The sequence below is a fragment of the Bacteroidales bacterium genome (assembly GCA_031276035.1).
Lineage (GTDB): Bacteria > Bacteroidota > Bacteroidia > Bacteroidales > BM520 > RGIG7150.
In genome coordinates this window covers 150,276-165,099 of sequence record JAISNV010000019.1, presented here as the reverse complement: position 1 = coordinate 165,099, position 14,824 = coordinate 150,276, and the positions used below count along the sequence as shown (strand labels likewise).

General features: G+C 34.4%; 14 protein-coding genes. 11 read left to right on the top strand and 3 right to left on the bottom strand.

Annotated elements, in window-relative coordinates:
* Window positions 1–91: 91 nt before the first annotated feature.
* The 7 genes from LBP67_04795 to LBP67_04765 all read left to right on the top strand — a co-directional run bounded on the left by LBP67_04795 (window position 92) and on the right by LBP67_04765 (window position 9,042).
* Window positions 92–2,284 (top strand): hypothetical protein, encoded by a 2,193-nt coding sequence (locus tag LBP67_04795; protein ID MDR2084293.1) that lies wholly within the window; start codon window positions 92–94, stop codon window positions 2,282–2,284.
* A 1-nt stretch (window position 2,285) separates the two neighbouring features.
* The gene (locus LBP67_04790) at window positions 2,286–2,777 is read left to right on the top strand and encodes a hypothetical protein (GenBank protein MDR2084292.1); all 492 of its coding nucleotides are present in this window, start codon (window positions 2,286–2,288) and stop codon (window positions 2,775–2,777) included.
* Between the two features lie 90 nt (window positions 2,778–2,867).
* Window positions 2,868–3,500, top strand: a complete 633-nt coding sequence (locus LBP67_04785; protein ID MDR2084291.1) for a hypothetical protein — start codon at window positions 2,868–2,870, stop codon at window positions 3,498–3,500.
* A 299-nt stretch (window positions 3,501–3,799) separates the two neighbouring features.
* Window positions 3,800–4,294 carry a hypothetical protein gene (locus LBP67_04780; protein MDR2084290.1) on the top strand — a complete coding sequence of 165 codons (495 nt, stop codon included), beginning with the start codon at window positions 3,800–3,802 and terminating at the stop codon, window positions 4,292–4,294.
* A 223-nt stretch (window positions 4,295–4,517) separates the two neighbouring features.
* Window positions 4,518–5,540 carry a type IX secretion system protein PorQ gene (gene porQ, locus LBP67_04775; protein MDR2084289.1) on the top strand — a complete coding sequence of 341 codons (1,023 nt, stop codon included), beginning with the start codon at window positions 4,518–4,520 and terminating at the stop codon, window positions 5,538–5,540.
* Window positions 5,541–5,549: 9 nt separating this feature from the next.
* Window positions 5,550–7,613, top strand: coding sequence for an acetate--CoA ligase family protein (locus LBP67_04770; GenBank protein ID MDR2084288.1), 2,064 nt, complete (start codon window positions 5,550–5,552; stop codon window positions 7,611–7,613).
* 115 nt (window positions 7,614–7,728) lie between these two features.
* The gene (locus LBP67_04765; GenBank protein MDR2084287.1) at window positions 7,729–9,042 is read left to right on the top strand and encodes a pyridoxal phosphate-dependent aminotransferase; all 1,314 of its coding nucleotides are present in this window, start codon (window positions 7,729–7,731) and stop codon (window positions 9,040–9,042) included.
* Window positions 9,043–9,072: 30 nt separating this feature from the next.
* Here LBP67_04765 and LBP67_04760 read toward each other — a convergent pair whose 3' ends face one another.
* Window positions 9,073–9,978: a hypothetical protein gene (locus LBP67_04760; protein MDR2084286.1), complete on the bottom strand. Its 906-nt coding sequence runs from the start codon at window positions 9,976–9,978 to the stop codon at window positions 9,073–9,075.
* Window positions 9,979–10,234: 256 nt separating this feature from the next.
* Here LBP67_04760 and LBP67_04755 point away from each other — a divergent pair, with 256 nt between their 5' ends.
* The 4 genes from LBP67_04755 to LBP67_04740 are packed head-to-tail and all read left to right on the top strand — an operon-like array spanning window position 10,235 to window position 12,930.
* Window positions 10,235–10,465, top strand: a complete 231-nt coding sequence (locus LBP67_04755) for a 4Fe-4S binding protein (protein MDR2084285.1) — start codon at window positions 10,235–10,237, stop codon at window positions 10,463–10,465.
* A gap of 9 nt (window positions 10,466–10,474) precedes the next feature.
* Entirely contained in the window at window positions 10,475–11,551 is a 1,077-nt protein-coding gene (locus LBP67_04750; GenBank protein ID MDR2084284.1) for a 3-methyl-2-oxobutanoate dehydrogenase subunit VorB, read from the top strand.
* Between the two features lie 12 nt (window positions 11,552–11,563).
* The gene (locus LBP67_04745) at window positions 11,564–12,367 is read left to right on the top strand and encodes a 2-oxoglutarate oxidoreductase (protein MDR2084283.1); all 804 of its coding nucleotides are present in this window, start codon (window positions 11,564–11,566) and stop codon (window positions 12,365–12,367) included.
* Between the two features lie 20 nt (window positions 12,368–12,387).
* Window positions 12,388–12,930 carry a 2-oxoacid:acceptor oxidoreductase family protein gene (locus LBP67_04740; protein ID MDR2084282.1) on the top strand — a complete coding sequence of 181 codons (543 nt, stop codon included), beginning with the start codon at window positions 12,388–12,390 and terminating at the stop codon, window positions 12,928–12,930.
* A 115-nt stretch (window positions 12,931–13,045) separates the two neighbouring features.
* Here LBP67_04740 and LBP67_04735 read toward each other — a convergent pair whose 3' ends face one another.
* Window positions 13,046–14,110 carry a tyrosine-protein phosphatase gene (locus tag LBP67_04735; GenBank protein MDR2084281.1) on the bottom strand — a complete coding sequence of 355 codons (1,065 nt, stop codon included), beginning with the start codon at window positions 14,108–14,110 and terminating at the stop codon, window positions 13,046–13,048.
* 28 nt (window positions 14,111–14,138) lie between these two features.
* Window positions 14,139–14,756 (bottom strand): Type 1 glutamine amidotransferase-like domain-containing protein, encoded by a 618-nt coding sequence (locus LBP67_04730; protein ID MDR2084280.1) that lies wholly within the window; start codon window positions 14,754–14,756, stop codon window positions 14,139–14,141.
* Window positions 14,757–14,824 lie beyond the last annotated feature (68 nt).

Here is a 14,824-nt window from a genome sequence, read left to right as displayed (position 1 = left end):
ATTAAAGAAAGATAAACTCATGTTTAAATAATCTTTAATTATTTAACCTGATGATTTTTATCTTTACAGCGAAAATTTACCAACAAAAGGCATGCTTCTAAGTGAGACAAGTACAACAGCTAAAAAAGAGTACTCTTATGACGAATACTTGCGTTTAAACGAAGTAACAGAAACTATTTTAACAGATGGAAAGTCCTTTATTTTCGGTTATCAGTACGATTCATATGGAAAATTAACAAAGGAGATTTATCCGCATTCTGCAGGTGATGTTGCTAACTCTACATTAAATTATGAATATGATACTTATGGCTACACAGTTAAAAAATTCCTGGGCACAACACTTATTTGGGAAGCCAAACAATATGCCGAACAGGGACAATTAAGTAAATACATATTAGGCAATAATATAACCGTAACAAAAGAGTTTGACAATCAAGGAAGATTAACTAATATCACAGGTTTAAAAGGAAGTAATATTTATCAAAACATGTCTTACGGTTACAGGGGAGACGGTAACATGCATTATCGAACTGATGCCGCAAACGGAGTAAACAAAAAAGAATGGTTTAAGTATGACACCCAAAACCGTCTTATCGGTTGGGAAACTACAAATTTAAACTCAACCGAGCCGGAATACCAAACGAGAATTTCCTATTCAGGCAACAAAATATCACAAAAAGAAAATATCGGCAATTACGGATATTCTGGTTTCCCACATCATGGAGTTAAAAGTTCGGGAGTTACTACTGCAACAAATAACCCTTTAGATATATCCTACGATCATAATATGATAGACGGCAGGGCAAGGGTATCTTCAATAATATCAGGAAATAATTCGGTAACTTATACACATGGTACGTCGGATGAGCTAATAAAGAAAACGGAAACTAAAAACGGTAATACTTATACGACATACTATGCAGGCGGTGGTAAATATGAATTACGGATAGATAATAACAATGCAGAAACAAAACTATCCTATCTTGGTTCCGGAGTAGTAAAATATGATGCTCCTGGAACAACTGATGACAAAATGTTGTATTTGTTAAAAGACCATTTAGGCAGTGTGGTAAAAGTATTATCCATAAATAACAACAGTATTAGAGTAGAGGAGAGTTTCAGTTATGATGTTTGGGGTAACAGAAGAAATCCTATAACATGGGCAAACACGAACATAACAACTCCGATATATATCTATAAAGGTTTTACAGGTCATGAGCATATAGAGGGATTCGGGTTAATCCACATGAAGGGCAGGGTTTATGATCCTGCATTGGGGTTATTCCTATCTCCTGATCCGTATGTACAAAGTGCCACTGCAATGGGCTTTAACAGATACAGCTACTGTATGGGAAACCCGTTGATGTATACGGATCCTGATGGAGAGACATTGGGAATGGCTGCATATGTTTTCTTTTACACTTGCTTTTTCTTTAGTAATTTAGATAATCAACCATTTCAAACAGCATTTAATGAAACAAATGAAGTAATGACAGGCCTAAGTGAGGCAACTCAATGGACTATTTATGAATCAGACGGTCATAAAGTTTCTGTAGGTTTTGATATGTTGGGTTTAGGGGTATATGCCGGATATTCCTATACATGGGGAAGTGGTTCTGCCTATTTAAGTGTAGGGTATTCCTTAATGGGTGAATTTAACGCGGGTGTTGGGGTTAGTCAAAATATAAAAGATTTTAATGTAAGTTTGGGTGCCGGTTACGGTAATAACCATTGGGGATGGAATTCAAGCTTAACCTACAAAGGTTACGGATTAGGTTACGGTCAAACTTATTATGGAAATGCTGTGGGGCAAGATGGAAATCCTAATAACCAAATGGTTGGGCAAGCATCTGTTTTCTTTCCTGGCGGTTCACTACGAATTGAGAATGATTTTTTTGGAGACGGATTAGACAGGTGGCGTTCTTCTGCTATTGAAATTTCAATAGGAGACTTTGTTTTTGGGAAAACGGTATATACAAATAGCCCTTATAGAAGTGAATCGGATATGATTTATGATGAGGATTATGAAAGCAGAATATTTGGAAAGAATAAAAAAGGTACTTATAATGATAGCAAAGTTTTCTCAAGTCCCTTCTATGTTGGATATAAGAGTGGCAATCGAATAGAAAGAATAGGCATAAATCATCCTATGGTACAAGATATAACACAAAATGGTTGGCATAAGCTTACCAATGTTCCTTACTTTTATACTCCTTATGGAGAATATTGTTCTCCTTATTTTTATACAGGTTATAATAATCCATTTTCTTTATACGGACGTTAGTATGAAAAAAGTTTTAATAATAATTTTTCTTGTTTTTTTGTTTTGTAGTTGCGGCATCAACTATAAACAAGCAAGACAGATAATAAAAAATCCGAAAAAAGATTATACTGGAATTGATACAATTATTAGAATCAATGGGTATTATTATAATCAAAGAATTGATGGTATACATTATCCATTTTTTCTCAAAACTAATGGGGAATTTCTAATATACAAATATAATTTAAATTCCAAAAAGAAGTTCGAAGAAGATGTTTTTACTTTCAACATTCCTGATAAAGGTTATTATGATATTTCTAACGATACATTAAAGATTATATACGCAGGAAAATTTCAAATATTTTCTTATGATATTTACAGCATAAATTTTATAATTTTAAATGATTCGACATTAAAAGCAATATCATTCTCAGCAAATGGTGGTGAAATCGAACTATTAGATAAAATCTTTGAATTTCAGGAATTTAATATTGAAAAATTGTCAAACAAATAATTTATTATTTTTATAATGAAAAAGAATTTTTATTTAATAATGATATTTATATTAACTTCTTTTCTAGGCTGCTATACATACAGTGGCGCAATGAGGGAGATTCTACCGAAGTTAACCAACAAAATTGGTGATGAGAATTTAGATGTAAGAAGTAAATTAAAAATTGATGGTTTTTACAGATATTATAATTATCATCAAAAATTTCATGGATATGACGGATACAAACTTATAAAATCAAATTCTTATGAGATAGATTCTACTGCTTATAATTTTATTTTATATGAAGATGGAACTGTTATACATCATATATATTTTAAAAACAATAGCTCGACAGAAGATATTAGTAAAAACATGTCTAACAATGTTGAAGTTATAAATACACGAGGAAAGCCATCGTGGGGGACAAGTTTTGGTATATATGCAATACATGGTGACACAATTATTATGCAGATTATTAAGCAAGGTGATGTTATAGTTCCATGGAGTTTTTTTGAAAGAAAATTTCTTATTATTGATGATACAACATTAAAATATTTTAGCTATCAAGATCTACTTAGTAATACTGCAATCCAATTTGAAAATAATAATTCTTTAGCTCATTTTATCCAAGCAGATTCTATACCACCAGCTAATCCATGGTTTAAAGAAAAAAGATGGGCATGGAAGAATGAAGAAGAGTGGAAAGATTATATAAAAAGTAAACCAAATAAAACATCTAAATAAACCAAATGTTAACCCTAAAAATAATTTTAATATGAAAAACAATTTGCTTCTTATCGTTTTATTATTGTCCTCAATATCAATGGCATTCACGCAGGGATTTAACAAATTTCAGGCAACAACACAAGATCCCTTCAGTGAGTTAGATCCCCTTTATTTCTTTCCAAATCAAATAAATTTTGGTAATAATTGGTAGCAACCTGGTACGATAATTCATTATGGAGAGTCAAATTCATATAATTTAAGGAAGATATATTCATAAATTAACTAAAATAGAATAATTAATAATAAAAACATAACAGATGAAAAAAATCTCTCTTCTCATAATATTTTTAATTGCTTACTGCAGTATTTCCTTTTCTCAAAGTGCTGATTGGGGCGGAATCGTCAGATTGAAACCGCTTGATTTGATCTCAGGTTTTAAAAATGATGTTTTCTGTATTCGTGCCGCTGTAGTACCTTCTATTAATAGATCGTTAGGTGTTCCGATTGAAATCGATTTACTGTCAACCAAAAAAGGTGAAGGATTCGGGATTTATAGTGGTTTTGAAGCTGTCAGAGGCGGTAAAAGAGAAAGAAACGGATTATACGGCTCAATGGTGGCTGGGCCGAATATTATTTTCGCATATGGCGGAAGTGTCGTTGCTTTATATTTTAGAGCAGTAATGGGCTACCAAATGGTAACTAACTTTGGTTTAGTTCTTACACCGGCAATCGGATTTCAAAAAGTTTTATCGGACGTTGGTTTTTATGTGATGTTAGATATAGGATTTGCTTGGGGAAAAAAGTTCCGATAAACATTCAAAATCGCAATATACTGCTGTATTGAAAATTTAATAAGGTATAATCGAAGATTAAAATTATATCATGAACAAATAAATAAGAGATGTTTGTAATACTGAAAAAATCTTTCAACTTTTAATTTTCAACTCTCAGTTAATTATATACGTTTTTACATTAATTTTCGTTATAAAACATATTATTACAAATAAAATATTAATTTTGTAAAAACTTTTTAATGTGAGAAAAAAATACTTTATATCCCTGATCATCTGTTTGTTAGTTTCAATATCTGTCTTCGCTCAAACTGGTGGTACTACTTCTTATCATATATTACAATCATCATCTTCTCCAAGGCTTGCGGCAATGGCAATAGGTTTTTCTTCAACTTATGATAACGACGTGGAACTCGTGGCAGCAAATCCGTCTTTGATAAATCCCAATATGAACAATGATCTTTCATTAGCTTTTGTAGATTATCTGTCGGATATTAAATTCGGACAAGTATCTTATTCACACACTTTTGATAAAGCCGGTTCTTTTGCCGGCTCAATTATTTATGCAAATTATCCGAAATTTACTTATGCTGATACTGAAAGCGAAACAAACGGACAAACATTTTCGGCAAACGATATTGCGGCTGTAATAGGATGGGGTAGAAATTTAACTCCGCATTGGAGTATTGGTGCAAACTTTAAAATGCTTTTTTCTTCTTATGAACAATACAGCTCTTTCGGGCTTGCAGTTGATGTTGCCGGAACATTCCGTATTGAAGAAAAACGACTCGATATGTCGCTCATACTTTGTAATATGGGAGCCGAATTGGTAAAACTTGGTGACGAAAGAAATAAAATGCCTTTTGAGATTCAATATGCTATCAGTCATCAATTAAAACATTTACCGTTTAGATTTACAATTCTTTTGCATGATCTTCAAAGGTGGAACCTCAGATACGATGATCCTACTTTAGATCAAACTAAAACCATATCTAAGTTTGGAATTTTTGCCGATAACCTTTTTCGCCATTTTTCCATAGGTGGAGAATTTACAATAGCTAAAATAGTTTTCCTTCGTCTCGGATACGATTATCAATTATCTCGGGAAATGAGAGTTAACGAAATTCGAGGTCTCGCAGGATTTTCTTTTGGTCTCGGAATAAACATTTATAAATTTGAAATCAATTATGCACACTCGGTGCAAACATTAGGTGCTGCAAAAAACTATGTTAGTTTGAAGACAAAAATTTCAGATTGGACTAAATAATACTTTAATATGATAAATGAAAAACTAATTAACCCCCGCAGTATTGTAGTTGTAGGAGGCTCTAACGAAATTACAAAACCCGGAGGTAAAGTTCTTAAAAATCTTTTGGAAAGTAATTTTAAGGGCGAAGTTTGTGTAGTTAACCCCAAACTTCAGGAAGTGCAAGGCGTAAAGTCTTATAATACTGTAGAAGAACTTCCTAACTGTGATCTTGCAATAATTGCTATTGCCGCTAAATTTTGCCCTCATACGGTGAAAGTTCTTGCCGAAGAAAAAAATACGCGTGGCTTTATTATACTATCTGCAGGATTTAGCGAAGAGAATGAGGAAGGAGCAAAATACGAAAAAGAAATTGTTGATACAATAAATAAAGTCGGCGGAACACTTATAGGTCCTAATTGTACCGGCTTCCTAAATGTTAATTATTGCGGTGCTTTTGACGCACCTTTGCCGCCTTTGCAATCAAATGGCGTTGATTTTGTTACCGGCTCCGGCGCAACTGCCGTATTTATAAAGGAATACGGAATGGTAAACGGATTAACTTTCAACAGTGTTTGGGCAGTAGGAAATTCTGCACAAACCGGAATTGAAGAAGTGCTTGAACATCTTGATAATACTTTCAATTCTGAAAAGAGTTCAAAAGTTATTATGCTCTATATGGAAAATATCAGAAATCCGCAAAAACTTCTGAAACATGCTGCTTCTCTTATCAATAAAGGATGTAGAATTGCCGGAATTAAATCGGGAAATTCCTCAGCGGGTAGTCGTGCCGCATCTTCCCATACCGGTGCTCTTGCAACTTCCGATGTTGCGGTTGATGCTCTTTTCCGCAAAGCCGGAATCGTTCGCTGTCATAATAGAGAGGAATTGACTACTGTTTGCGAAATTTTTATGCATCCGAAAGTGCACGGAAAAAGAATCGCAATAATCACGCATGCAGGTGGTCCTGCAGTTATGCTCACAGACACTTTGTCAAATAATGGCATGGAAGTCCCGCATATCGAAGGTCCTGCTGCCGAAGAACTACTCTCAAAATTATTTCCCGGATCATCTGTAGGAAATCCGATTGATTTTTTGGCTACCGGAACAGCGGAGCAGCTCGGAACAATTATTGATTATTGTAACGATAAATTCGACAATATTGATGCGATGTGCGTAATCTTCGGCTCACCCGGATTGTTTGCTAACTGGGAAGTATATAAGGTTCTTGATGAAAAAATGAAAACATCTAAAAAACCTATTTTTCCAATCTTACCTTCAATTGTTAATGTTAAAGATGAAATAGAAGATTTTATTCATAATAAACATAGGATTAATTTTCCGGAAGAATGTGTTTTTGGAAACGCGCTCGCTAAAATCACAAATACTCCGCCGCCACAACCATTGAATCCGAAAATGCCTGATATTGATCTTGTCACGATTCGAAATGTCATCGACAATTGTAAAAACGGATATTTGGGATTGGATGAAATTGCTGCTTTGTTGAAAGCGGCCGGAATCACTTCAAAACAAGAAGCGGAAGTAAAAACAGAAAATGATGCAGTAAAACGCGCGTTGGAATTTGGTTTTCCCGTTGTGATGAAAGTTGTCGGTCCGGTTCACAAATCAGACGTTGGTGGCGTTGTCCTCAATGTTAGAGATGAAGAAACTGTTAGAAAAGAATTTAACCGCTTAATTAAGATTAAAGATACTTACGCTGTTGAGGTTTGTAAAATGTATTTCGGAACGGAATTGTTTATAGGTGCTTCCAAAGAAGAAAAATTCGGACATCAGGTACTTTTCGGACTAGGAGGAATTTTCATCGAAGTTCTAAAAGATGTGAAAGCTGCACTTGCTCCTGTGAATAAGCATGAAGCCTTATCTCTAATCAAAGAATTGCGTGGATATAAAATTATAAAAGGTGTACGTGGACAAGAACCTGTAAATGAAGACCTTTTCGCTGAAACTATTGAAAGAGTTTCGGCTCTTGTAACAGCTGCTCCTGAAATCGTTGAAATGGATCTCAATCCTTTGTTAGGAAATTCAACATCTTTAGTTGCGGTAGATGCCAGAATTAGGGTTAGTAAAAGTTGAAATTCGAAAAATAACATCAATAAGCGATAACCTTTCGTGAAATATTACGTTTCGTTGAGATGGCATCCAAAATTCTAAATAAATTAATATAATATAAAATCTGAAAATATAACTTATGAGTGAATTAGTTGATAAAAAAATCGTTGAAGAAAGAATGCAAGAATTGGGCATTACAGATTTAGCTCATACTTCAATTCGTGAAATTACTGCCTTGGCAAATTCTCTGGAAAAAGCTTCGGGTGAAAAATATATTAGAATGGAAATAGGAGTTCCCGGATTACCGGTTTCCGATATTGCCATCAATGCTGAAATTGCAGCATTAAAATCAGGTGTAGCAGCAATTTACCCTGATATAAACGGAATTCCCGAGCTGAAAAATGAAGCTTCAAGATTTTTAAAATTATTTATGAATGTCAATGTTAAGCCTGCAAACTGCGTGCCTTGTGTCGGTTCAATGCAAGGAAGTTTTTCTACTTTTCTCACACTTTCCAGGTTTAAAAAAGGAAAAGATACGGTGTTGTTCATAGATCCCGGATTTCCGGTTCATAAACAACAAGTTAAAGTAATGAACGTTCCTTTTGAAGCTTTCGATGTATATAATTATCGAGGTGAGAAATTAAAAGCTAAACTCGAAAGTTATCTTTCCAAAGGTAATATTGCCTGCTTATTATATTCAAATCCCAATAATCCGTCGTGGATTTGCTTTACCGAAGATGAATTGAAAATAATTGCGGACCTCTGTAATAAATATGATGTTATTGCTGTTGAAGATTTGGCTTATTTCGGAATGGATTTCAGGAAAGATTATTCTGTTCCAGGAGAACCGCCTTATCCACCGACAATTGCAAATTATACAGATAAATATGTTCTACTCGTTTCAAGTTCAAAAGCTTTCAGCTATGCCGGACAAAGAATGGGTTTCATTGCAATGTCCGATAAACTTGCCGCTGCAACTTCTGATGATTTACTAAGGTATTATAATTGGAATTTGTTAGGTAAATGTTTGATTTACGGCTCATTGTATGCTTTGAGTTCCGGAACCGCACATGTTCCTCAATACGGATTTGCAGCCCTTCTGAAAGCCGCTAATAACGGCGAATATAATTTTATTAAGATCGTTAGAGAATATGGTGAAAAAGCCCATATTATGAAGGAAATTTTCTTGAATAACGGCTTTTATATTGTTTATGATAAAGACGGAAATACACCGATTGCCGATGGATTTTACTTCTCTCTTGCGTATTCCGGAATGAATGGACATGATTTGCTGAAAAATTTACTTTCGTACGGAATTAGTGCAATTAGCCTTGCAATTACCGGTAGCGAAAGGAGCGATGGCTTACGAGCTTGCGTATCAATGGTTAGACGTGATCAATTTGATGATTTGGAAAAACGTGTAGCTGCATTTCATGAAGATTACAAGAAGTAATAGAGTGATAGATCTAAGATAATCGATAATCTATAAACGTCCATATCTGGTTCCACCATTGTCTGTAAATGATCCTCCCGAATCTCGGGTATATGTGTGCCCGTCGGTTCCTTGGATAGTATCTCCGCTTGTGCCGCCTTTACCTAAACCAATAACAATGCTGGCAATTAAAATAATGTATTGAATTGTTGGCGGAAAGGTTAAAATAATACGGACTATTGGTGCGAATATTAGCATACAGAGCATATAATATGCAAATAACCATACTACACCTATAGCTTTCTTCTTAATTATCTGAAACATATTATCCGATGAAGGAGTGTATCCAATAATATTAAATACGCCTATACAAACAAAAGCAAAAAGAGTAAAAACAAATGGAGGTAATCCTTTGAATTCTTTAACATCAAGTCCTGAGATAAATATAGGAATAAAAACAGCAATAATTATAACACGCATAATAAAACGCGTAATAACAAATCTATTCCATTCTTCCGATGCTGCTTCTAAGCCGGTATAATAAATAACTATTATGCCTATAAGAATATATAGAATAATCCATAAAGCGTTACTTTCAGCAGAAAAACCAAACCAATGCCCCAGGTTTTCAAAGTAATAAGATGATGCTAACGGGCATGCGGCAATATAACCGCCGAATATGGTAATTGTAATGAGATTAATCCTTGTTCCAACCTGATTTGCTAAGGTAAATAACCTGTCGGATTGAAGGATTCCAAGCAGAATTCCAAAAACTCCGGAAATAATCCAAAGTAAAGGTAAAATAACAGTCCCGACTCTAAAAGCTTTATCACCGAAAGTTTCTAATTCAGACCATGCTGCTAACTTTCCGATTACAATAATATTATTAATCAAGAATATTAATCCGCATAAAGCGAGTAAAACACCGCTAATAATAAGAAAATATTTTCCTTTCATCTATAATATTTATTTAAGTTTAAGATAGTAATATAAAAGTATGTTGTATAAAAATTTGACCGTCGAGAGAGAAATAAATATTTTTGAATAATGATAATAAAAAATAATACTTCATTGTCCAGACAACCAAAATACAAAGGTAAATAAAAATAGGTAAAGAGGTAATTCCTTTTCATTTAAATTAATTTTTTTCTTTCAAATCAAACAAAAAGATGTAACTTTGTGGATTCTATTTAATAATTAAAATAAAAATATTATGGCTAAAATTAAAGGTGCAGTTGTAGTTGACGTAGAGCTTTGCAAAGGTTGCGGCTTATGCATCGTTGCTTGTCCAACGGATACTCTCGGACATGGAGGCGAGGTTAACGGCAAAGGCTACGATTATGTTAAAATGGTAAATCCCGATGCTTGCATCGGATGTGCGGCATGTGCTACCGTGTGCCCTGATAGTGTTATTACTGTTTATAAAGTTAAAGTTGAAAATTAAAAAGAAGCAATAATGGGAGAATTAAGATTAATGAAAGGAAATGAGGTGATTGCTGAAGCCGCTATCCGTGCAGGTGTCGACGGTTATTTCGGTTATCCTATTACCCCTCAGTCCGAAGTTATGGAAACCCTCATGTTACGTAAGCCTTGGGAAGAAACCGGAATGGTTGTTTTACAAGCCGAAAGTGAGGTCGCCTCTATTAATATGGTTTATGGAGGTGCAGCCTGCGGTAAAATGGTTATGACTTCTTCGTCAAGTCCTGGATTCAGTTTGATGCAAGAAGGTATGTCTTACCTTGCAGGTGCCGAATTACCTTGTGTAGTTGTTAATGTGGTACGCGGTGGTCCGGGTCTCGGAACAATTCAACCTTCACAAGCCGATTATTTTCAGGCAGTTAAAGGTGGCGGTCATGGGGACTATCATGCTATTGTTTTGGCTCCTAATTCAGTGCAAGAAATGAATGATTTCGTAACTCTTGCTTTCGACCTCGCATTTAAATATCGTACACCGGCGGTTATCCTTTCCGACGGCGCTATCGGTCAAATGATGGAAAAAGTAGTTCTTAATGACTTTGTTCCTCGCCGCACTGAAGAACAGATCAGAAAACAATGCGGTGATTGGTGCACTATCGGTAGTAAAAACCATAGAGTTGTTACTTCCCTTGAACTTGATTCCTCTGTAATGGAAAAAAGAAATATTGAACTTCTGAAAAAATATGCAGAAATTCAGAAAGAAGTTCTTTTCGAAGAATATATGGTTGATGATGCGGATTATCTTTTTGTTGCCTTCGGATTAGCTTCCAGAATTTGTAAGAAAGCTATTGAAATGGCTCGTGCTAAAGGTCACAAAGTCGGATTAATCAGACCGATTACCCTTTATCCTTTCCCAACTAAAGTTATCCATGATCGCGGTATTAAAACAAAAGGTATCCTTTGTGTTGAAATGAATGCCGGTCAAATGATTGAGGATGTTAAACTCGCGGTTGAATGTAAAGTTCCTGTAGAATGGGCTGGCCGTTACGGCGGTATCATCCCTTCACCCGATGAAATACTTGAAGCTTTTGAAACTAAAATTATTGGAGGATAGATTATGACAGAGATGGAACTTAAAGATATTATCAAAGAAGAAAATATCGTTTATAAAAAATCAAAATTGATTTTAGACAATGTAATGCACTATTGTCCTGGTTGCAGCCATGGCGTTATTCATAAACTTATTGCTGAAGTTATTGATGAAATGGATATCCAGGAAAAAACTATCGGCGTTTCGCCTGTTGGTTGCTCTGTTTTTGCTTATAATTATATTGATATAGACTGGCAAGAAGCAGCTCACGGCCGTGCTCCGGCTGTAGGTACCGCTATCAAACGTTTACTTCCTGAAAAATTCGTTTTCACTTATCAAGGTGACGGCGATTTGGCTTCTATCGGCGCAGCGGAAATTCTTCACGCATGCAACAGGGGAGAAGATATTGTTTGTATTTTTGTTAATAATGCTATCTATGGTATGACCGGAGGACAAATGGCTCCGACAACTTTAGTTGGTATGAAAACAGCTACTACTCCTTACGGACGCGATGTTGAACTTAACGGTTATCCGATGAAAATGACGGAATTGGTTGCTCAACTGCCGGGAACTTGCTATGTTACTCGTCAATCCGTAGAGACAGCAGCAGCAGTTCGTAAAACAAAGAAAGCTATCAGAAAAGCTTTTGAAAACCAAAAAGAAAAACGCGGAACTTCTTTTATTGAAGTAGTTTCTACATGTAACTCAGGATGGAAAGTAGATCCGGTGAAAGCTAATAAATGGATGCAAGACCATATGTTTAAATTTTATCAATTAGGAGACTTGAAGGATGCAACAAAACCTGAAGGTTCCGAGTATGAACAATATATTAAAGAATAAACCCGGAAAAATATAAAATTATGACAGAAGAAATTATTATTGCCGGTTTTGGCGGACAAGGTGTTTTGTCAATGGGTAAAATTATTGCCTATTCCGGTGTTATGCAAGATCTTGAAGTTTGTTGGATGCCGTCTTACGGTCCTGAAATGCGTGGTGGAACAGCTAATGTAACTGTAATTGTGAGTGATTCTCAAATTAGCTCACCGGTTCTGCATCAGTTTGATACTGCGATTATTCTCAACCAACCTTCTATGGATAAATTCGAATCTACAGTAAAACCGGGCGGAGTATTATTATATGATCCGAACGGGATTACAAAACCACCTACACGTAAAGATATTAATGTTTATAAAATTGATGCTACCGAATTGGCGGCGGAAATGGGAAACGTTAAGATTTTCAACATGATAGTATTGGGCGCTTATTTAAAAATCCGCCCCGTTGTTAAATTGGAAAATGTGATGAAAGGTTTGGCAAAATCTATTCCAACAAGACATCATCATTTACTTCCGCTTAATGAAGACGCCATTAAAAAAGGCGGTGAACATGTTGTAAAAGCTTAGTGTGTAATATCAATAAGTTTTAGTTTTCTTAATTATAGGCGAATCAATAAGATTCGCCTTTTTTATTTATATCCTTCAATTATTATTTGTTAATTGTTATTTGATTAATTACCAATTAATAGAGAAACATATTTTTCATCTTATTCAAATCTACATCTAACTCTTCTTGAAGAAAATTTTCGATAGAACCGTAAGTCTCTTTTATCTTGCTAATTCCGGCTTGTAAAAATTCTTCTTTAACGGTAAATACGGAAGCCATTCCAGGATATTGTTTTATGTATGTTTCGTATTTGTTTGTCAAATAAACATTAGATAAAAGATAATCATGCATAATGGTTTCTTCAGGAACTCCAAGCGAATAAAGAATCAGAGCAGTTGCCATTCCTGTTCGGTCTTTCCCCGCTGAGCAATGGTAAATTAATGGAATATTTTCATTATCTTGAATCAATTCGAAAAAATATTTATATGAAGCAATAATTGTTGAATCAAGAACAAAAGTTTCATTCATTATCATCATCAAAGTATCCGCAGTATTTGGCGATGTAAAATTCATGTCAATACCGGATAAAATATTTCCGGGTTCAATATTTATTTCGAAACGTTTTTTTGTTCCGTGCGGAATTTTGTCCGGCGCTTGTTCAATTTCGCTTTCCGATCTGAAATCCACAATTGTTTTAATAGGAATAGTTGACAAATAAGTTAAATCGGTTTTCGTTAAGTTGGATAAATCATCGGAACGAAAAAGTTTTCCCCAGCAAACGTAATTATCATCAGAAGTTTTATATCCGCCGATATCACGAAAATTATAACCGCCTTCCATCGGCAGGTGCCGCTCGGCCAAAATAGTTTTCGCATTTTCTGTAACTAATTGAAAATATATTCTTCTGTTTCTATCTTCCTGTTTTAAAGGAATAGGATAGGTTCCAACCGCAATTCCCATCAAAACCGGTTTTGTGAAATCTATTGTTTCCACGGATTCTCCGGCATATAAATTCCAATCGCCGATAATATCAATTTCCATTCTTGCTTCTTTAGTAACTTTGTCTCGCAGAATTCTAACGTCATTGCTTATATCTTTTCCTTCATAAACCGCTTTGTCGTTTTTACCTGATGATGTGCAAGCTACGGAAAAAGTTGCGATAATTCCGCAGAATAGTAATAATTTAATGTTGTTTTTCATAATTGATTATAATTTAAATTTTGATTATTTATTTTGATAAAATATTTATTTTTTTGTCTTCGACCGAAATTACCTGTGAATTGTTTATCACACACAGATTTAGTTTCGAATCATATTTTGAAATGATTTTTTTTACCGATTTCACAAATGGAAAATTTCCTTGATGAGGAACCGGATAGAAATCAATTACATTTAAAGCGAAAAAATCGGTTAAATCTTCGGCAATTGTACAATCATCCATATCTTTTACATATTCAATGTTCGGTGATAAAATCATTGAACCAGCTGATTCACCGATATATAATTTTCCCGAATTAATCTGTTCGATAATCATTTTATCAGCCTCTTTTCTTTTTAATTCCTGAAGTAGAAAAAATGTATTTCCTCCCGAAACGTAAATATAATTGTTGTGCTTGAGTTTTTCCGCGATCTTTTCTTTTGATGATTCTGTAATTTCCAGTTCATCAACAATTAATCCCATTTTTTCAAAAGCCTTCTTCGCTTTTATTACATAAGATTTTATTGTTTCTGGAATGCTTGCGGTAGGAATAAAAGTTATACTTTTTCCCTTCAAATCTTCTTGAACATACTCTTGGAAAATATTCGTTACATCCATGAATAATGATGATAAAAATAGAGTCTTCATTTTTAATATGATTTAATTTTATTTTATAAAGAGGTAATAATTTGTAAATATAGTTTTTTGTCGTTTAA